The organism is Candidatus Hydrogenedentota bacterium (genome assembly GCA_018005585.1).
Taxonomy (GTDB): domain Bacteria; phylum Hydrogenedentota; class Hydrogenedentia; order Hydrogenedentales; family JAGMZX01; genus JAGMZX01.
On record JAGMZX010000055.1, the window covers coordinates 13772 to 32020 of the forward strand.

General features: G+C 64.5%; 17 protein-coding genes and 1 pseudogene. 12 read left to right on the plus strand and 6 right to left on the minus strand.

The annotated features are described in order from the left end of the window. Positions 1 to 1007 (minus strand): sulfatase (locus tag KA184_11130; protein MBP8130120.1); only part of this gene is annotated, 1007 nt, incomplete at its 3' end. 258 nt (positions 1008 to 1265) lie between these two features. Next, positions 1266 to 3416: a hypothetical protein gene (locus KA184_11135; GenBank protein ID MBP8130121.1), complete on the minus strand. Its 2151-nt coding sequence runs from the start codon at positions 3414 to 3416 to the stop codon at positions 1266 to 1268. A 481-nt stretch (positions 3417 to 3897) separates the two neighbouring features. Here KA184_11135 and KA184_11140 point away from each other — a divergent pair, with 481 nt between their 5' ends. The 7 genes and pseudogenes from KA184_11140 to KA184_11170 all read left to right on the plus strand — a co-directional run bounded on the left by KA184_11140 (position 3898) and on the right by KA184_11170 (position 10730). Further along, complete coding sequence (locus KA184_11140) at positions 3898 to 5958, plus strand: heparinase II/III family protein (protein ID MBP8130122.1); 2061 nt, start codon at positions 3898 to 3900, stop codon at positions 5956 to 5958. A 30-nt stretch (positions 5959 to 5988) separates the two neighbouring features. After that, positions 5989 to 8028 carry an alginate lyase family protein gene (locus KA184_11145; protein ID MBP8130123.1) on the plus strand — a complete coding sequence of 680 codons (2040 nt, stop codon included), beginning with the start codon at positions 5989 to 5991 and terminating at the stop codon, positions 8026 to 8028. A 5-nt stretch (positions 8029 to 8033) separates the two neighbouring features. Beyond that, on the plus strand, positions 8034 to 8702 hold the full coding sequence (locus KA184_11150) for a radical SAM protein (GenBank protein ID MBP8130124.1): 669 nt from the start codon (positions 8034 to 8036) through the stop codon (positions 8700 to 8702). Then, positions 8703 to 8945, plus strand: a pseudogene (locus KA184_11155) (6-pyruvoyl tetrahydropterin synthase family protein). Between the two features lie 126 nt (positions 8946 to 9071). After that, entirely contained in the window at positions 9072 to 9404 is a 333-nt protein-coding gene (locus KA184_11160; GenBank protein MBP8130125.1) for a 6-carboxytetrahydropterin synthase, read from the plus strand. A gap of 3 nt (positions 9405 to 9407) precedes the next feature. Next, positions 9408 to 10016: an acyltransferase gene (locus KA184_11165; GenBank protein ID MBP8130126.1), complete on the plus strand. Its 609-nt coding sequence runs from the start codon at positions 9408 to 9410 to the stop codon at positions 10014 to 10016. 3 nt (positions 10017 to 10019) lie between these two features. Continuing rightward, positions 10020 to 10730: an HAD family hydrolase gene (locus tag KA184_11170; GenBank protein MBP8130127.1), complete on the plus strand. Its 711-nt coding sequence runs from the start codon at positions 10020 to 10022 to the stop codon at positions 10728 to 10730. Here the strand turns inward: KA184_11170 and KA184_11175 are convergent. Further along, positions 10702 to 11337, minus strand: coding sequence for a metallophosphoesterase family protein (locus KA184_11175; protein ID MBP8130128.1), 636 nt, complete (start codon positions 11335 to 11337; stop codon positions 10702 to 10704). The two genes, KA184_11170 and KA184_11175, sit on opposite strands and share 29 nt — an antisense overlap. 370 nt (positions 11338 to 11707) lie before the next feature. Here KA184_11175 and KA184_11180 point away from each other — a divergent pair, with 370 nt between their 5' ends. The 5 genes from KA184_11180 to KA184_11200 all read left to right on the plus strand — a co-directional run bounded on the left by KA184_11180 (position 11708) and on the right by KA184_11200 (position 16054). After that, complete coding sequence (locus KA184_11180) at positions 11708 to 12019, plus strand: HU family DNA-binding protein (GenBank protein ID MBP8130129.1); 312 nt, start codon at positions 11708 to 11710, stop codon at positions 12017 to 12019. Between the two features lie 227 nt (positions 12020 to 12246). Then, positions 12247 to 12834, plus strand: a complete 588-nt coding sequence (gene pyrR / locus KA184_11185) for a bifunctional pyr operon transcriptional regulator/uracil phosphoribosyltransferase PyrR (GenBank protein MBP8130130.1) — start codon at positions 12247 to 12249, stop codon at positions 12832 to 12834. Between the two features lie 6 nt (positions 12835 to 12840). Beyond that, positions 12841 to 13824: an aspartate carbamoyltransferase catalytic subunit gene (locus KA184_11190; GenBank protein MBP8130131.1), complete on the plus strand. Its 984-nt coding sequence runs from the start codon at positions 12841 to 12843 to the stop codon at positions 13822 to 13824. Positions 13825 to 13876: 52 nt separating this feature from the next. Further along, positions 13877 to 15145, plus strand: a complete 1269-nt coding sequence (locus tag KA184_11195; protein ID MBP8130132.1) for a dihydroorotase — start codon at positions 13877 to 13879, stop codon at positions 15143 to 15145. A 33-nt stretch (positions 15146 to 15178) separates the two neighbouring features. Next, a complete protein-coding gene (locus tag KA184_11200) occupies positions 15179 to 16054 on the plus strand; it encodes a hypothetical protein (GenBank protein ID MBP8130133.1) in 876 nt (291 codons plus the stop codon). 98 nt (positions 16055 to 16152) lie between these two features. Here the strand turns inward: KA184_11200 and KA184_11205 are convergent, their stop codons facing one another. From KA184_11205 to KA184_11215, 3 genes are all read right to left on the minus strand, one after another. Then, positions 16153 to 16707 (minus strand): lipocalin family protein, encoded by a 555-nt coding sequence (locus KA184_11205; GenBank protein ID MBP8130134.1) that lies wholly within the window; start codon positions 16705 to 16707, stop codon positions 16153 to 16155. A gap of 181 nt (positions 16708 to 16888) precedes the next feature. Further along, a complete protein-coding gene (locus KA184_11210; protein ID MBP8130135.1) occupies positions 16889 to 17896 on the minus strand; it encodes a lysophospholipid acyltransferase family protein in 1008 nt (335 codons plus the stop codon). Then, a partial coding sequence (locus tag KA184_11215) for a DUF2177 family protein (GenBank protein ID MBP8130136.1) occupies positions 17896 to 18249 on the minus strand: 354 nt, incomplete at its 5' end. The genes KA184_11210 and KA184_11215, both read right to left, overlap by 1 nt.

Consider the following 18249-nt stretch of genomic DNA (forward strand, 5'->3'; position numbering starts at 1 on the left):
ACGGCGTCGCGCGCCGCATCCGCGCGCGCGCCGCGCATCCAGGGCACGAGATTCATGCCTTCCATCTCCGCGGGCGCGTCGATGCCGCAGCAGGAAAGCAGTGTCGGCGCGACGTCGGCGTGTTCGGTCATGACCGCAATACGGCGCGGCTCGAATTGCGGGTGCCGGATCAGGAAGGGCACGTGCAGGGTTCCGTCGTAGAGGCCGTGATGGTCGAAGAAAATGCCGTGGCGGTACATCATCTCGCCGTGGTCGCTCAACAGCGCCACGAGCGTATCCCCGGCGAGGTTCAGGCGGTCGAGCGCATCGAGGAATGCGCCGACGCCCTCGTCACAGTAACGGATTTCGCCGTCGTACAGGCCGACGACGTATTCCGCGTCGGTAATGTGGCCGTCGAGGCTGTGGAACCACGTTTCGCGCCACATCTTGCCGAGCGGATGCCGCTCCATGCCTTCCAGCGACCGGTTGCCGGGGTCGCAAGGGTCGCCCGAGTAGAATAGCCTTCGGTACTGCGGGGGCGGCAGGTACGGCGTGTGCGGGTCCCAGTAATGCATCATGAGAAAGAAACGGTCGCGGCGATTATCTTCCAGCCATTGGACCGCGCGGCGGTTGATCTCGCGGTTGTCGCACGTCAGGCTTAGCGTCTGCCGTTGGCTGGGATCGATGTAGAACTCGAAACCGCGCAGGAAACCCATGCGCGTTTGCGCGAGGTTATCGACGGCGCACGTAGTGTAGCCGGCCTTCTGAAACAGCGCCGGCAGCCACGGCAGCGACCGCGGCAGCGGCCGCGGCGCGCCGTGCGCTACCACGCCGTGCGTGATGGCGTATTGCCCGGAAAGCAGCGTGGTGAACGCGGGATGCGTCGGAATCGCGGAAGCATAATGCCGCGAGAAATGCACCGATTGCGCCGCAAGCGCGTCGATATGCGGCGACGTCGAATGGCGATATCCATAGCATCCGAGATGGTCCGCGCGCAGAGTATCGATAACCAGGACAACGACGTTCACGGACAGCCTCCGGCCCAAGGCCGCGGTCGGAAACCGGTTTCCCGGTCGTTTGCGGGGGCGCACCATCGTATCCGATTTCGCAGACCGGGCCAAATCCCAAGACGAAATGCGTTCACGCGTTGCACAACCCGTTTCGAGGCGGCAGCCTGCGCCGGCTGGACCGTGTTCGCGTCAACAGTGTCCGAGCCGGAGGCGGGCACAACTTGAAGGCAATAATGACCGGGCCCTCAATAACCAGGCCCGGCATGTTTGGGAATACTAGGATTTGGCCGGAACGGCGCGCATCATTCGCGGCGCCTGTTCATATTGTTCAGGAATAACGAGCGTGACAATGAGCGGTAGTATTCCAGGATTCTCGATAGCATACAGGCCGCGAACGGCGTTCTCAGGCGCGCCGCGCGCCAGAATGCCCTTGAATCGCCGTTGTCCCCCGTTGAAGTAGTTGTCGGTCGTCTGGAACACGGGCACGTATACCCACCAGTCCTCCGGCGCTGCCGTGCCAGGCACCTGCACGACCTGAGTGAAGTCATTCAACTTTGAATCCGACTGGTAGACAAACTCAAGCGTGAAGGGCTTCGTTCCTGTTTGCACGGGCAAGGCCAGCACACCGGGCTGAACGCGGAACGCCTTCTCTCGCGCGCTTGCGTGTTCAGGCCGCAGGAAGTCGGGCACCGTGAGCATGGGGCCGCCCTCGGACATCACCGGGGCGGTTTCCAGCCGTTGACGTGGCGCGCCGGCGTATGCCGCATAGAGGTCTTTCACCGCGTCTTGCTGCCAGACCAGGACCCCGGCGTAAGCCAATGCAAAGGGGCCCGCAGCCAGCAGCACGGCTAAGCCGGCCCTTCGCGCGGCGGGCCAACGCCAGAACCGCCAGACCGGTTCCTGACCGAACACGGCGCGTCGCAGATCGCCGCGCCAGACGGTGGTCAAGGCCGTGAGGCATGTCTGTGCCAATACCCCGAGGATGAACAGGAAGAAGATTGCGTAAGGGAAGAAGTGGCGCACGTGAAACTGGAGGCTGGCGCTGGCTGCGAGCGCGGCCATCACGAAAGCTCCCGCGAGCGCCCACCGCACGCGCGCAGCAGCCACGAGCAGAAAGGTCAGAAACGCCAAAGGTATTGCACAGGCGGATAACCAGCCCCACTGTTCGAGACGCGCGGCGCGCCGTTCTTTCAGCCACTCGTTATCGCGGTACGTGGGCAGCGGGAACTCATCGATCACGAATGGCGCGTCGCGAAGCAGGATTTCGAGCGATCGAACCGCTCTGCGCGCGATATCGGCGGGAAAAACGGCCGCGAGCGCCTTGATGTAGTGCGCTGCCGCCGCTTCGTATTCGCCGCTCCAATACCGCGCCTCGTGGTCGTATGAAGAATGATAGAGATTGTGCGCGCTAACGCACGTGTGGCCGTGGGCGTCCCGATACAGATGGCCAATTTCGTACGGCGCCGTAAATCCCATGGACGTAACGTAAGGGGCCGAGAAGCCGAGGACGATGTTGTGAGCCGAATTGGCGCCGTCTTGCGCCGCCCGGATGATGGGCGCACTGGAGAGGTAGAAGGCCGCCGCGAGCAGAAAGGCGCTTGCCAGGCGCGGCAACAACGTTCTCTTCCAGTGACCCGCCCAGAAGAAGATCACCACAATGCACGCGACCGGCGCGACGGCAAGCAAGTCGTGGCGGAAACCCATGCCCACGCCGAGGGTGAGCCCCGCGGCCGTCGCGACCAGTAACAAAAGCGGCCAAGCCAGGCTGTGCCGTACCGGCAGGCCGATTAGAAAAAGCGCGCCCAGGATGAAAGGCGCCTTGCTGAAATCCCGGAATTGGGGCAATACATAAAGCATCGCGGGGGACATCATGAAGGCCAATGATAGGAGCACCGCCAGGATGCGGCCCATGCCCAGCCGCAGCACGCCGTATGCACAGGTGCAGGTGATGCCGAAAAAGAGTGTCAACAACCCCGTGGTGGCGCGCCAGTCAATGCCAAAGAAGCCCCACCACCAACCCAGGAGACCCATGGCGTACCGGTGCAGCAGCTCGAACTGCGACGGCGGCAGGGTCTCTATGTCCGCCGGGATCTCTTCCGGCGCCAGCGTGACGCGCTTGTTCGCCAGAAACTCGCGTAATGCGGGCGCTTTGCTGTAGTCCGGGCTGACAAACCCTTTTCCCCCGGCTATCATGACCGCCGGTCCGTAATACTTGAGCAAATAGTCCGAACGTTGGCCGTACGTGCCAAGGTACGTGGATGCGAAGGTCATGGACACGGCTAACACGACGAGGGTCAGCGTTGCATCGCCGGTTATCCCGCGCAGCACCTGCAGGGTCGCCCTGAAGACGCCGGCATTCTGCACAACGGTCCTGGACTCTTCTGGAACGGGGGGCAACACCGAGTCTGCCCCAGTATCCGCGTGCATATCATGTCTCCCTTATATAGCCGCATTGCGAAATGACCCGCGTCTGCTTTCTGCCGTGTACAGTGTCCGCAGAGCAACGCGCACACCTCAAACCGGGGCGGTTCCTCGGCCGCGCCCCAGTCTGCCCCTTCCGAACGGACATCAGGTAACCGCACTCACCAGTCGCGAGTGTCTCATTCCAGCAACCGGCAACTCTGCACCCGGTCCTGTTGTTGCATGTGGCGCCCTGCCCGAATGCCGGTGACCCGGTCACTGTCTTCCCCCGTGACGCCCAGCTGGCACGGGCGGCCACTTGCGCCTCCCTCCTTTATACAGCACGGCTTGCCGCGTCAGCAAAGAGTCGCCTGCATTTCATCGCTGGGTTCCGCCATATGGTCACGGTCCTGATTCCAGCCCCCGTCTCATCAGGCATCCACCGTGTCATGGCCGCGGCTGTCGTCCCCTGCTATAATTACCGGCAAAAACGAAACCTGGTGAACACATGCTCTGGTCTTGTTGTCTTGCCGTCTTACTCGCGCAACCCGTTGATTACATCGAGATCTTCGTGGACCGAGGTCCGGCGCGGCAGGTGTTTCTGACCGCGGCGGAGCGGGAGGCCGTGCGCGCGCGGTCCGAGACGGACCGTGCCGCGCGCTCGACCGCCAAGGCCCTGCTCGCGGAGGCGGATGCTCTCGCGGCGGCGCCGCTCGACATCCCGCACAAGGAAGGGCAGTGGACGCACTGGTACATCTGCCCGGATGACGGCGCTCCGCTCGAATCGCGTTCGCCCACGGAACATGTCTGCAGCTACTGCGGCAAGGCCGTTCGGGGCGAGCGCTACGACCAGGTGTACGTCGCGTTGCGGCATCGCCACTGGACCGAGGCCGTCGAGACACTGGGCTGGGCCTACGCAATCGAGCCCAAGCCCGCTTATGCCGGGCGCGCGCGCGCGATCCTCTTGGAATACGCCTCGTTCTATCGCGGCCTTGCGCTGCACGACCGCAACGGCGGCAGTGTGCAATCCGCCGCGCGGCTGCACGCACAAACGCTCGACGAGGCGGTGGCCCTGTGCCAGCTGTGCGTGGGTTACGATCGCACGTACGATGCGCCCGTTTTCACCCCCGAGGATCACGAAACCATAGAGACCGGCCTCATCCGCCCGATGGTTGAAGTCGTCATGGGGAACACTTCCGGCGGGTCAAACTGGCAGACATGGCACAATGCCGCGGTGGGCTGCGCCGGGTTTGTGCTCCGCGACGACAACTACGTCGAGTGGGCCGTAAACGGACCGTCGGGATTCGTGTTTCAATTGAATAACTCGGTCTTGGACAGCGGCGCGTGGTTTGAAGAATCCATAACCTATCACTGGTTCGCCCTGCGGGGGCTCGTCTATCTCATGGAGGCCGCATCGCGCGCGGATGTGGACCTCTACGCGCACCCGAACGTGAAGAAGATGTTCGACGCGCCGCTGCGCCTCGTGTATCCCGACCTGACGTTCCCTCCGTTGAACGATTCCGACCGCAGCAACCTGCGCGACGCGCGCATGCTGTACGAGGTCGCCTATAAGCGCTTCGGCGACCCGCAGTATGCCGCGGTGCTCGAACCGCGCAACACCGTCTGGGGCCTGTTCTGGGGCGGCTCTGCGCTGCCCGAATCCGGCGCGCCCAGACTTCAGTTGGCCACCTCGAACAACGAGTCCGAAGGCTTGGCGATTCTGCGCGACGCAACCGGCGAGACCGCGCTGTACCTGGATTACGGCGGCGCGGCCACCGAGCACATCCAGCCCGCGAAACTCGGCATCATCCTCTATGCGCACGGCGACGAACGGCTCGTTGACCCGGGCCGGCTCGCCTACGGCAATCCGCTGCACGGCGGCTGGTATCGTGAGACCGTGGCGCACAATACCGCCGTCTTGGGGACGCGATCACAGGCGCTTGCCGCCGCGAGACTCCTGGCGTTTGCCAACACGGACGGCTTTACAGTCGCGCGCGCCGTGTGCGGCGAGGCCTACGCCAACACCGTCCTCGACCGGACCCTCCTCATGCGCGGCAGCCTGATCCTGGACGTGTTCCAGTGCCACGCATCGCAGGAGACTACCATCGATCTGCCCCTGCATCTGCGCGGCGTCCTGGAAGACGCGCCTCCGGCAACGCCCTGTGAAACGCTTGCGGGCCGCGCCGGCTATCAATTGATGCGGGAGTGCGCGCGGTTCAACGAGGCGGTGCGGTTCCTGACATTGCGGGTGAGCGAGACGGCAAGGATGCGCATCGGTTTTCACGAGAATGCGCCGGAGACGTTCCTGGCGAAAGGCTTCGGCGCGACGCCGCAGGAACTGCTCCCTATCGTGCTGCGCCGGTTCCAGGCGCGCGACTGCGTGTTCGTGACGACCTATGAACTGAACGACACGGCGCCGCCGCCGGAGATCACAATCGAGCAGGGTTACGCGCTGCAGGTAGGCGTCGACGGCTGGGTGCTGGAACTGAGCGGCGATACGGTGCTGGTCCGCGACGGCCAGCGAATCTATGCGGGCAAGAGCGGCATCGACGCGACGAACGGCCTCTGACAGCGCGGCTGCCGTTTGAATAGAAAGATCATGAAAGGCATGTTAATGCTGTCTGCATTGCTGATATGCGCCTTTTCTCACACACCGGCCGCCGTCGAGCTGCCGCCGGCCTTGGCCGCGCCCGGTTCCATCTTTCTGTCCGCCCGGGAAGCAGAAACCGTTCGGGCTCGCTGCCGGAACGATGACGAAGCGCGCGCGCTTCGCGTTGCCCTGGTGACCGAGGCGGATGCGCTCGTGGGAGAACCGCTCGAAATCCCGCATGCGGGGGGACAATGGACCCACTGGTACAGCTGCAAGAAAGACGGCGGCGGCCTCGAAGCCGAATCGCCGGCGCGCCATGTCTGCCGCGAATGCGGAGAGGTCTACTCCGGGTGGCCGTACGACGATGTCTATGTGACGCATAGACACCATCACTGGCTCGGCGGCGTGGAAACGCTGGGCTGGGCCTATACGCTCGAGCCGAACCGTGTCTACGCCGAACGTGCACGCCGAATCTTGCTCGAATATGCATCGTTCTACCGTGACCTGCCGCAACATGACACGAAAGGGGAGGCCAGCAACCGCGGGGGACGCTTGTTTGCGCAGACGCTCGATGAATCGGTGGACTTGTGCAGAATTTGCGCCGGTTACGACCGTGTTTACAGCGATCCGTGCTTCCGCGCCGAAGATCATGCCCAAATTGTGGAAGGACTGCTCCGGCCGATGGTGGAAACCATACGCACGAACGACAGGGGCATCTCGAACTGGCAGACCTGGCACAACGCGGGCGTGCTCTGCGCGGGACTGGTAATTGGTGACCGCGGCTACGTCGATTGGGCCATCAACGGCAAGCACGGCTTTCTATTTCAGATGCGCGAGGGTTCGGTCGTCGAGAGCGGCATGTGGTATGAGGAATCGCCCTTGTATCACTGGTACGCGCTGAACGCGATCATGTACACGGCGGAAGGCGCCGCGCGTTCCGGCATCGATTTGTACAGCCTGCCTATTGTCCGGAAGCTGTTCGATGCGCCGATACGCCAGGTCTTCCCCGACCTGACGTTTCCGGCGATGAACGACAGCAGCAGCAGCAGCATTCGCGCGCAACGGGCCTTTTACGCGATTGCGTGGAAGCGTTATCGCGATCCCCGTTATGCCGCGCTGGCGGCGCCGTGCGATTCGCCCAGGGCGCTGTTCTGGGGCGAGCCGCTGCCCTCTGGCAGACTGCCGCGACTGCGTCTCGAAACATCCAACGAGGTGTGCGAAGGCTTGGCGATTTTGCGCGACAAGGCAGGCCAGACGGCTGTTTTCGTCGATTACGGGCCGGGGCGCTCCGGGCATGTGCAGCCCGCGAAACTGAACCTGATTCTCTACGCGCACGGCGCCGAGCGGTTCCTCGATCCGGGACGCCTGCCCTATGGAAATCCCTTGCATCAGGCTTGGTACCGTCAGACGGTCGCGCACAATACGGTCGTCGTCGACGGCGTCTCGCAACGCCGCGCCGAAGGCCGGCTCATTGCTTTCCGAAACATGCCGGCATATGCGCTCGCGCACGTTGCCGCGGATGACGCCTACGACGGTGTCGCTCTGGAACGCGTGGTCGTCCTGGCGGGCAGCACGATCCTGGACCTGTTTCGTTGCCGTTCTGACCAGAGCCACACGTATGATCTGCCATTGCATCTGCGCGGCGATCTCGAACGCATCGCGGGCATTGAAGCCTGCGGCCCCCTCGGCGACAAAGACGGCTATCAGGTCCTTGCGGACACAGGTAAACTGCAAACGGATGACCGTGAGGCAACATTGCTGACGGGAAACGGGCGGCGCATTCATGTCCAATTCCTCGATGATGCGCCGGTTTTCCGCGCGACAGGCCTCGGCGCCACGCCGCGCGAGCGTTTGCCCGTGCTGTTGCGGCGGCAGCAAGGCAACGAAGCCGTCTTCGCCGCGGTCTATACGCTGCTGGAGCCGCGGCAAGCGCCGCCAATATGCGCGTTCGAGCGCGGCAAGCGCCGCCTGCTGTTGCGGGCGGGCAACGTGGTGCTGCGGCTTGGCGACCACGCCCATGTGCGCGTGCATGGCGCGGAGCACGACTAGAAGACATGAGTGACCCCAGGCTCGACGAAACGCTCCGCGTAACGGAGATTTACCGCAGCATCCAGGGCGAATCGACCTGGGCCGGATTGCCGTGCACCTTCGTGCGGCTGACCGGTTGCCCGCTGCGATGCGCCTGGTGCGACACGGCATACGCGTTCAGCGGAGGCGAGCGGATGAGCCTCCGCGATATCCTCGAGCGCGCCGCCGCGCTGGGCGTGACGCTCGTCGAAATCACCGGCGGCGAGCCGCTCGCCCAGCAGGGTTGCGGCGCGCTGGCGGAACTACTCATCCAGCGCGAGTACACGGTGCTGCTCGAGACCAGCGGCGCACTGCCTATCGACCGGGCGCCGGCGGCGGCTATCAAGATCATGGACCTGAAATGCCCCGACAGCGGCGAATGCGAGAGAAACGACTGGACGAACCTGGACCGCCTGTCCGCTGAACGGGACGAAGTCAAATTCGTGATTGCAGGCCGCCGCGACTATGAATGGGCGCGCGGCGCGGTGCGCGCGCACCACCTCGAAACACGCTGCAAATGCGTGCTATTCTCTCCCGTGTTCGGGGCTGTCGCGCCGCACGACCTCGCGGCGTGGATACTTGAAGACGGCCTCCCCGTCCGATTCCAGCTTCAGATGCACAAGCTCATCTGGCATCCCGATGCCAAAGGCGTTTAGATGAAGGCGCACCTCGTAAAGGAATTGTTCGTGGAAGCGGCGCACCACAATCCGCGTGGCGGCGAAGCGCAGCGCCGCCTGCACGGGCACAGCTATCGTGTCGCTTTGCTTGCCGCGGGCGAGCCTGATGCCGAGATCGGCTGGGTCGTGGACTTTGCCGAATTGAAGCGGTTGATCAGCCCCATCGCGGACCGGCTCGACCACGCGCTCCTGAACGGGATTTCGGGCCTCGAGAACGACACGCGCGTGCCAGCGCTGCGGGAATGGGTCGAGGCGCAAATCGCGCCGCGCCCCGCCTGGTTCGAGGGCGTACGCGTCGCGATTACGGGCGATCTTGCATTTGCGCCGCGGCGGCTTCCCGCGAACCCGATGGAGGAGTTGCCGGAACGTATTCGTTTCACGTTCGAGGCGGCGCAGTCGCTGCCGCAATTGCACGAGGGGCACCCGTGCCGCCGCATACACGGCCACAGTTATCGCATTGAAGCCGCCGCGGACGACCTCGCTGCTCTCGAACCCATCCTCGCGGCGCTGTATGACCGGCTTGACCATCGCTGCCTGAATGAAATACCCGAGCTCGAATGCGCGACCGTCGAGCGTATGTGCGCATACATCTGGGCGTGGGTGCGCGAGCGCGGCGCGCGGCCCACCGCCGTCGTCGTGCAAGAGACCCCATCCTCGCGGTGCGTGTATATCGGGGAGTAGTCAATGAACAAATTGGCCCGCACATGGTCGAGTTGGCGTCATGCACGGAAGTTCTCGGTCTGCGGCCGGGGCAATGAATTCGCTTTTCCGAACCTGCTCGTGCGGGGGCATGTTGAGATCGGTTCGTACTGCCGGTTCCGCAACAACGTCGTGTTGCGCGCCGCGGGCAGCGGGCGGATCGTGATTGGCAACCGCTCCGGCTTCAGTTGGAACTGCGTGGTCGTGGCCGCGGAACTGGTTGAGATAGGCAACCGCACCGGCATTGCGGAAAATGTCGTGATGCACGACGCGATCTACGAGTTCTTCGGGAGTGCCGGCGGTTGCCGCGATGTCGCGCGCCGCACCGCGCCCATTCGCATCGGCGACAATTGTTTCGTCGGCAGCGGCTGTTTCATAGGCCCCGGCGTCACGATCGGCGATAGCGCGATTGTCGCGCACCACAGCATTGTCACACGCGACATTGGCCCGCTAGAGATCTGGGGCGGCCGGCCTGCCCGCAAGATCTCGCACCGGGTCGACGGCGTGCCGGAAAGCGTGAAGCGGGAAGTAGAGGAGCTTGTCGCGCGTTTCGGATTGCAGGCAGACCGCATGGAAGGACGTTACGAATACTGACGCATGAAACCCAAGGCCATTACGTTCGATTTCTGGCGGACCCTGTTCCGCGACTCTAACGGGGAGGCACGGCACGAACTGCGCGTCCGGGCCTTCTTGGAGGCATCCGGAGCACCCGAACCCGCCGTGCGCGAGGCGTTCGAAGTCTGGCCGCCCGAATTTACGCGCGTGCACATGGAAGAACAGCGCACGCTCACGCCGCACGACGCCGTCCGCATGGTCTGCCGGGCCTTGGGCATTCGCTTGCCGCAGGAAAAGGCGGATGCCGTCGCGCGCGCCTTTTCCGAGGCGATCCTCGCGCATCCCGCAACGCCGATCGAGGGCGCGCTCGACGCCGTACGCGCTGCCGCCGCGCGCGCGCCGGCAGGCATTATCTCGGACACGGCCATCAGCACCGGTCGATGCCTGCGCGGCCTGCTCGACCGCTTCGGATTCCTGCCCCATCTCATTTCGCTGACCTTTTCCGACGAAGTGGGCGTGTCGAAGCCGCGCCCGCAGATGTTCGAGCAGGCGGCCGCGCGCCTGGGGCTTCGGCCAAGCGAGATCTTGCATATCGGCGACCTGGAGCCAACGGACGTAGCGGGTATTCACGGTGTCGGCGGCACAGCGGGCCTGTTCGCGGGCGACAATGCGAAGTTCCTCGGCAATACCCGGGCGGAGTACACCTTCACCACATGGCGGGAGTTTATTGAACGGCTGCCGGAACTGGTATGACCCGCGGCCGCGCGCGCCAAGGCCGGGTTTCGAGGTCCACGACGGTGTAGCACGCTTCGCCAGGCCGCGGTCCCAGCGGGCCCGGCCCCACGAAAAGCGTGCCATCCACCATACGCGAGAACGGCGTCTCTGAGCCGCCGCACACGATGACGTCGGCGGGCGCGGCTTCGCGTTCGCGCCGGAGCCGCTCCTCGGGCGTGGCCTGGTCCAGCACGCGCGACACGCCCGAAGGCGCGCCGTGGCATACCACTATAGTAAAGCCGTCTATGCTTACCATGACGGCATGCGGCAGCCGCGCGAACCATTCGAGGATTTCGCGCGAGAGACCCTGATGCGCGCGCCGGATCGACTCCCACTCGGCCTCGCCCAGCTTGCGCCGCAGCAACGCCGCGCTGCGCTGGAAACGAGCGGCCTGGCGGTCGCGCAACCCCCGCGCGACCGTAACTCCGCGCTCCCGCAACAGGCGCGCCGCCCCGTCGCCGCCGGGCGCGCCCGCGACATTGCCCGTCTGCACGATGGTCAAAATGCCCGCCTCGTCGAGGTCCGAAAGCGCGGCTTCGACGGCGCGCAAGTTGCCATTCACGTCTCCCAGTGCGGCAAAAATCATTGGCTGTTGCCCCGGCGGAACAGGAACGCTCCCTGCCCGGCTGTACCGTTACGTTGCACTATAGCCGCCCGCGTCGGATGGGTCAATGGACCCCCTAACCCCTTGCAAAACAAGCACATAACGCGTGTTTGCGAATGACGCGGCCCGATCAGCCCGTAAAATCAATGCGATTCACAGCCCCACGTTCGGATCGGCCTTGAAAATAAGGCTTGACAAAACGCTCTTTTCACGCTATCAAACTGCCGTGATAACGGGGTGCGATCGCAAGAGAAGCATCGAGACAACCCGTGTCAGGAAGGGGCCGTGCGGGGCGGCGCCTGGACAATGCGAAACAGAGTGAACAACGGTTACACAAGAGGAGGGTAGGACTATGGCGCTAAAGAAAGCGAAACCTGGCGACAAGCCGCTGACCAAGGCCCAGATCATCAATGCGCTGGCGGGCGAAACCGGCCTGAGCAAGAAGGATGTGGGCGGCGTGCTGTGCACGCTGACCGAACTGGCCTATGGCCAGGCGGTTGTCGGCTTCACGATCCCCGGCGTCGGCAAGCTCGTCGTCGTGAATCGGAAGGCCCGCGTAGGCCGCAATCCGGCCACCGGCGAACAGATCAAGATTCCTGCGAAGAAGGTGCTGAAGTTCCGCATCGCGAAGCAGGCAAAAGACGCCATCGCGCCGAAGAAGTAACATCGCGTCCATACGCGGGAACGGCCCGGGCAAGCCCCGCAAGCCCGGGCCGTTCCCGTTTTTCAGCGTGGCGCGCGGGCCGCGTTTGATTCCTCGCCGCACCCCTGCTAGAATCACGAACGTAACAGGAAGCCTTGGCCGAAAGGGCGTGGCCCGAAGGTTTGAAAGGCCATGAAACAACGAGCCCTTCTCATCCCGGTGAGAAGGGCTTTTTTTGTGTGAACCGCATGGCAGCGCGCAACGACGAATCCACCGAAAAAACCGTGATCATGGGCGCCGAAGCGATGCACGACGCGCTTCAGCGCATGGCCCGTGAGATCATCGACGCGAATGAAGATGTCGCATCCCTGGTGATGCTGGGCATCCTGACGCGCGGGCGGCCGCTCGCGGACCGGCTCGCCGGAATTATCGCGGAGATGACCGGCGTGTCGCTTCCCGTCGGGTCCCTCGCCACGACGCTGTACCGCGACGACTTGCGCGCGGGCGTGGGCGAGGCCAAGCTCGGCGGCACCACCCATTTCAGCTTCAGCGTGGATAACCGGACCGTCGTGCTGGTGGACGATGTGCTGGCGGCCGGGCGGACCATACGTGCCGCGCTGGACGAGGTCATGGACTATGGGCGCCCGAAACGGATCCAGCTCGCGTGCCTGGTGGACCGCGGCGGGCGCGAGTTGCCCATCCAGCCCGATTACCTGGGCTGGCGTATCAACACGCGACCGGGCGACTGGGTGTTGGTCCGGCTGCAGGAGAGCGATGGCGAAGACGCGGTCCTCGAGGAACGCCGGGGGCAAAACAACCAAGAGGGAGGAGCATGACGCGCCATGAGGGAGGCGCCATCCACGGTCTGGACGCGCAAGGACCTAATCGGGATTGAGGGCCTGGCGCGGGAAGAAATCGAACTGATCCTCGATACCGCGCCGCAGTTCGTCGAAATCTCGCAGCGCGAGAGCGGGATCAAGAAGGTGCCCCTGTTGCAGGGGCGCCTTGTCGTGAACTGGTTTCACGAGCCGAGCACGCGCACGCGCACCTCGTTCGAACTCGCGGCGAAACGCCTCAGCGCCGACACGCTCGGCATCACCTCGTCGACTTCGAGCGAAGTCAAGGGCGAGACGCTGCACGACACGCTCGCCAATATCGAGGCGATGCACACGGATATCATCGTCATCCGCCACGGTTGCGCGGGCGCGCCGCACATCCTCGCGCAACACCACCGCTCTCATATCATCAACGCGGGCGACGGCCGGCACGAACACCCGACCCAAGCGCTGCTGGACGCCTTCACCATGCGCGCGCATGTCCGTGCGATGCGCGGTGAACCTGAGGCCGGGCTCGACGGCCTGCGCGTCTCGATCATTGGCGACATCGCGAACAGCCGCGTCGCGCGGAGCAACATCTGGTGCCTGAACAAGCTGGGCGCCCGGGTGACGCTGTGCGGGCCAAGCACGCTGATGCCTGTGGACGTCGAGCGGATGGGTGTGCGCCTCACGGCGAATCTCAAGGAAGCCCTGGACGGGGCGGACGTCATCTACGCCCTGCGCATTCAGCTCGAACGCCAGAAACGCGGCTTGTTCCCCAGCATCCGGGAATACATCCGCCTGTTCCGCATCGACAATGACTCGTTGCGCCATGCGCCGGCGCACGCGCTCATCATGCATCCGGGCCCGATCAACAGGGACCTCGAACTGGCGACGGAAGTGGCCGACGGGCCACGCAGCGTTATCCTGGAACAAGTGAGTAATGGCGTCGCGGTCCGTATGGCGGTCATGCACCTGCTGGCGAACAGCGGACGGACGCGCACCCCGTGACGTTGCGCCGAGCGGCCGAGCGGCCAAGGGCCGTGTGAAAAGGACTCACCCCATGACCATCGCAATTGTGAATGGACACGTCATCGACCCCGCCAGCGGCACTTCCGCGCCGCTCGATGTGCTGATTGCGGGCAAGAAAGTGAGGCGGGTCGGCAAGGGACTGAAGGGCGACCAGACCATCGACGCATCGGGCTGCGTCGTATGCCCCGGACTTGTCGATATTCACGTGCACTTCCGCGAACCGGGCTTCGAGTCCAAGGAAACGATCCAGACGGGCAGCCGCGCGGCCGCCCGCGGCGGCGTGACCACTGTGGTCACCATGGCCAACACCGCGCCGCCCATCGACAACGCGGGCATGGTTGAGTTCGTGCAACGGCGCGCCCGGGAAGAAAACTGCATCAACGTGCGGCCCGCGGCCTGCGCCACGAAAGGCTTGAAGGGCGACGAACTCACCGAAATGGCCGAACTGCGCGACGTGGGCGCGGTCGCGGTCACGGATGACGGCAGGGACATCGCAAGCAGTTGGACCATGCGCCGCGTGCTCGAATACGCGAGCATGGTGGGCCTGCCGGTGCTGGCCCACTGCGAAGACCCGGCTCTCGGCGCGGAAGGCGCGATGAACGAAGGATTCAACAGCACGAAACTGGGCATTCCCGGTATTCCGAAAGCGGTCGAGGAAATCGCCATCGACCGCAACATCCGCATTGCCGAACTGGCGCGCGCGCACATCCATATCCAGCACGTTACCACCGCTGAGGGCGTCAACATCATCCGGCGCGCCAAGGCGAAGGGCCTCCAAGTCACGTGCGAGACCTGCCCCCATTATTGGACGCTCACCGACGACGCCGTGCTCGAATTCGACACGAACGCGAAGATGAATCCGCCCTTGCGCGAAGCACAGGACGTCGCGGCAATCATCGACGGGCTGAAGGACGGCACCATCGATTGCATCGCGACCGACCATGCGCCGCACACAGCCACGGAAAAGAACGTTGAATTCGGCCTCGCCCCCTTTGGCATCGTGGGACTCGAAACGCTGTTGGGACTCGTCGTGACGGGCCTGGTCGAACCAGGCCATCTCAGCTTGGAGCGCGCAATCGCGTTGATGACCTGCGCGCCGTCGCGGGTCTGCAACCTGGGCGTGGGCGTATTGCAGGAAGGCGGGCCGGCGGACCTCTGCGTCTTTGACCTGAAAGCGGAATGGACAGTGGACCCGGAGCGGTTTGCGTCGCGCAGCCGCAACACTCCGTTCACGGGACGGACCCTGCGCGGCCTCGTCCGGAACACAATCTGCAATGGAAACGTGATCTATTCGGCCTGAGCACCGGTCCTGCAACAGCGAGAGGAACGCGGCATGCCGCAATTCGCACGATGCGCCAATCCCGCCTGCGGCGTCGTCCTGAACCTCGACCGCTTCCCCGAGGGCAGCCCGTGTCACAAGTGCGGCGAGAGGCGGCGCATACCGCTGCCGGAATCGCCTTTGCAGGCCGCGCCGCAACCGCGCCGTGCCGCGCTCCTGCTGTGGGTCTTGCCGCTTGCCGGACTGGTTGCGGCCGCCTTTGCGGGCTTCTTGCTCCTGCGCGGCAACGATGCGCCCGCGCCGGCCGAGCCGGTGCCCGCCGCCGCATCCAGGGTGGAGCCGCCAGCCGCGCCCGCCCGGCCGCAGGCGACGCGGCAGCCCGAACCGCCCGTGCGCACGGTTCCGCCGCCGGCCCGCGACGCCGCGCGCGCTCCACGCGAGTACACGACGTATCGCAAGGCGCTTGATGAACAGAGCTTCATGCGCGAGTACGACCCCAACAAACCTTCGGATATTCAGCAGTACGATGGCGCGCGGCTGCGGCTCGACCTCGCGTCTTACACGCTCTATGTCGAGACGGACACGCCCCACGCCAAGTTTCCCGGCCCCGTCTATCACTGGGGCGGCCGCAGTGAAATCGTGCTGCCCGCCTGCGCCGCGCTGGAGACCCCCCTGCTGTGCGACGTGGTCGGAGGGCGCGTTTACGAAATACCCGAGGACGCCCTGCTGGAAAAGGAAGATGCGCTGGCCGTGGACAAGGCGGCCCTCGCGCCGCTGCCCCGCGCCGGCGTGCGGGTCCAGGCGACCGTCGATGTCGGCTTCTATCACATGGTTTTTGTGCTCATCGACCCGGGCGCCGGCGGCACGCCGCTCCTGGCAGGCTTCGGCCATACGGGCCAGCGCCTGCCCGTCCGTCCGCCCGCGCCGTAGCCAGACAAGAAGACCGCCGCCAGTGCTATGTCCGGCGGCGGCGTATCTCGAATCGAGGACCGCGAGTATTCAATCGCGCGGCCCCACGCAGGAACGGGCTACTCCGGCTGCGGCATGGGTTCGAGTTTGCCTGTGTCGAAACCTGCTTCGCCCAGCCGCGCCACAATCGCATCGTACACGGCGCTGTCCATTTTCGGGGTGCGGCTCAGAATCCACAACGTGCGCCGGCACTTGTCCGAGACGACTGCGTACTCATATTGCTGACCTAAGTCAATAATCCAGTAGTTTGGACCGAATATTCCCAGGGGGAACGGTCCGAATTGCACGGTGAGCTTGGCATTCGTCGTTGTGTCGGCGACGGTGGCCCGGCCTTCCGCGACCGATTCCTCGCCGTCAAAACTGCCTTCGAACCCCTTGTTCACGACCCGTACACTGCCATCGTCCTGCAGCGTGTACTCCGCTGTCACGCCGACCAGCCCGCGCTCGAAAAACACGGGGTACTTCGCGATTTCGTACCATTTCCCCATGTATTGCGGCACATCGACATAGGCCACGGTTTCCGGCGGATTGAAGCACAGGCAGCCCGACAGGCTGACCGCCATCAAGATTCCGAGTCCCGCCGTTGTAGAGATTGTCTTGAGAGAGTTTCGCATCGTTTGTTCCCACCATGTTCAGACTCCATTAACACCGTGAATGCAAACATTGCCCAACCCGCGGAAAATTCCCCGCGTGCCTCGTGACAGACTGCAGGGAACCTGCGCGCGTCGTCTGGACGCGGTAACCCATGCGCCACGTCCGCTGCGACTTCCATCATGTTCAGCGATGCTGTTCGGGTTAACTCAGGCGGCCGTCCTGTTTGCGCCAGCCGTCAACCGTCTCGTCCACGCGCATCCATTCCTCATACAACCACTGCCTGCGCGCCTCGGCGGACGCCGGAATCAACGACGCCGGCACGGTCCAGTACCGCGCGCGGATCTCGCGGCCGATCATGCTGCCGCGAAACATATCCGCGAAAGACGACGCGCCCTCGAACCCGTCGTGGACGAAGAATACGGCGTCGGCTTGGGGCGCGTGCTCGAGCAGCGCGAGCGTGCCCGCCGGGCGCGGCGGCAACACGTGCCGCAGACGCGCCGCGATATCGAGCAATGCTGCATCCCCCCGTTCTTTGAGCCGTTTCAGCGCCTGGGCGCGCTTCTTCTTGGAAAAGCGCGTGCCTTCGGGGTACATGACTACGCCCTCGCCCGGACCAAGGCCGGTGGCCAGCGCGGCCAGTTTTTCGACCTCACGCGCGCCGTCGCGAGACCCGCGCTCCAGAAAGCAATTGGGCAAGCGGTTTCCCACGATGTCCAGACAGGGATCCCAGAGCAAATCTTTCTTCATCGCATAGCGCATCCGCATCCGGCGCTCGACCAGCATGCACCACGACACGAGGATCGTGTCGGCGAGGCTCGTGTGGCGCACCAGCATCAGAAAAGGCTTGTCGCCGAATGCATAGCCGCCATCGATGGCAAGCCGCAGCGAAAAGAGCGCGATACCCGCCTTGGCGAACCCGCCGGCCCAGATGCGCTGGAGCGCGTAGTTCCAGGCCAGGAACCGGCGCCGGTTGCGCAAGGGCCAGACGCCCGCGCACAACCACGCCGCGAATGCCGCGGCCACGCCCGCCGTCTCCCACACCAGATAGAAGAAAATCAGCAGGTACGCCCGCGTAAGCGGCATGCGACGGTCGGTCAGCGCGTCGCATACGGCCAGCACGGCGATGAGGATCGGCGCGCACAACGTATTGGCCAACGTTGCGGGGAACAACACGCCAAGCGAGATGGCGCGCCGGGCACAGGTGCGCATCAGAGGGACGCGCCGTGCCGGAACAACGTCTTGTCGGCCGCGTACAGCAAGAAACCCAGCATGCCGCACGCGAACGTGCCCCAGGCGATGTCGGCCAGCGTGACCTTCAGCGTCCAGCCGCGCAGCACGGCGTAGTTCGTCAGGTCGTACACTCCGTAGATGACCAGTCCCAGCAACGCGCCCCAGCCGAGCGCCGCCAGCGCGCTCCCGCTCTGAACGCCTCGCGGCAGCGCAAAGCACAGCACGCCGAGGACAATGAGCACCCACGTCAGCAGCGCCGCCGCCACCCGCCCGCCCGTCATCTCCCCGCCCGACACCAGCAGGCCCCCCACCTGTGACTGATACAGCCTCGC

What these genes read in the sequence shown, in the direction of transcription:
- KA184_11135 (MBP8130121.1), bottom strand. Translation starts at nt 3,416, where the DNA reads ATGCACGCGGATACTGGGGCAGACTCGGTGTTGCCCCCCGTTCCAGAA.
- KA184_11180 (MBP8130129.1), top strand. Translation starts at nt 11,708, where the DNA reads ATGGCGCTAAAGAAAGCGAAACCTGGCGACAAGCCGCTGACCAAGGCC.
- KA184_11190 (MBP8130131.1), top strand. Translation starts at nt 12,841, where the DNA reads ATGAGGGAGGCGCCATCCACGGTCTGGACGCGCAAGGACCTAATCGGG.
- pyrR (MBP8130130.1), top strand. Translation starts at nt 12,247, where the DNA reads ATGGCAGCGCGCAACGACGAATCCACCGAAAAAACCGTGATCATGGGC.
- KA184_11145 (MBP8130123.1), top strand. Translation starts at nt 5,989, where the DNA reads ATGAAAGGCATGTTAATGCTGTCTGCATTGCTGATATGCGCCTTTTCT.
- KA184_11200 (MBP8130133.1), top strand. Translation starts at nt 15,179, where the DNA reads ATGCCGCAATTCGCACGATGCGCCAATCCCGCCTGCGGCGTCGTCCTG.
- KA184_11150 (MBP8130124.1), top strand. Translation starts at nt 8,034, where the DNA reads ATGAGTGACCCCAGGCTCGACGAAACGCTCCGCGTAACGGAGATTTAC.
- KA184_11195 (MBP8130132.1), top strand. Translation starts at nt 13,877, where the DNA reads ATGACCATCGCAATTGTGAATGGACACGTCATCGACCCCGCCAGCGGC.
- KA184_11140 (MBP8130122.1), top strand. Translation starts at nt 3,898, where the DNA reads ATGCTCTGGTCTTGTTGTCTTGCCGTCTTACTCGCGCAACCCGTTGAT.
- KA184_11165 (MBP8130126.1), top strand. Translation starts at nt 9,408, where the DNA reads ATGAACAAATTGGCCCGCACATGGTCGAGTTGGCGTCATGCACGGAAG.
- KA184_11205 (MBP8130134.1), bottom strand. Translation starts at nt 16,707, where the DNA reads ATGCGAAACTCTCTCAAGACAATCTCTACAACGGCGGGACTCGGAATC.
- KA184_11170 (MBP8130127.1), top strand. Translation starts at nt 10,020, where the DNA reads ATGAAACCCAAGGCCATTACGTTCGATTTCTGGCGGACCCTGTTCCGC.
- KA184_11175 (MBP8130128.1), bottom strand. Translation starts at nt 11,337, where the DNA reads ATGATTTTTGCCGCACTGGGAGACGTGAATGGCAACTTGCGCGCCGTC.
- KA184_11160 (MBP8130125.1), top strand. Translation starts at nt 9,072, where the DNA reads ATGGAGGAGTTGCCGGAACGTATTCGTTTCACGTTCGAGGCGGCGCAG.
- KA184_11210 (MBP8130135.1), bottom strand. Translation starts at nt 17,896, where the DNA reads ATGCGCACCTGTGCCCGGCGCGCCATCTCGCTTGGCGTGTTGTTCCCC.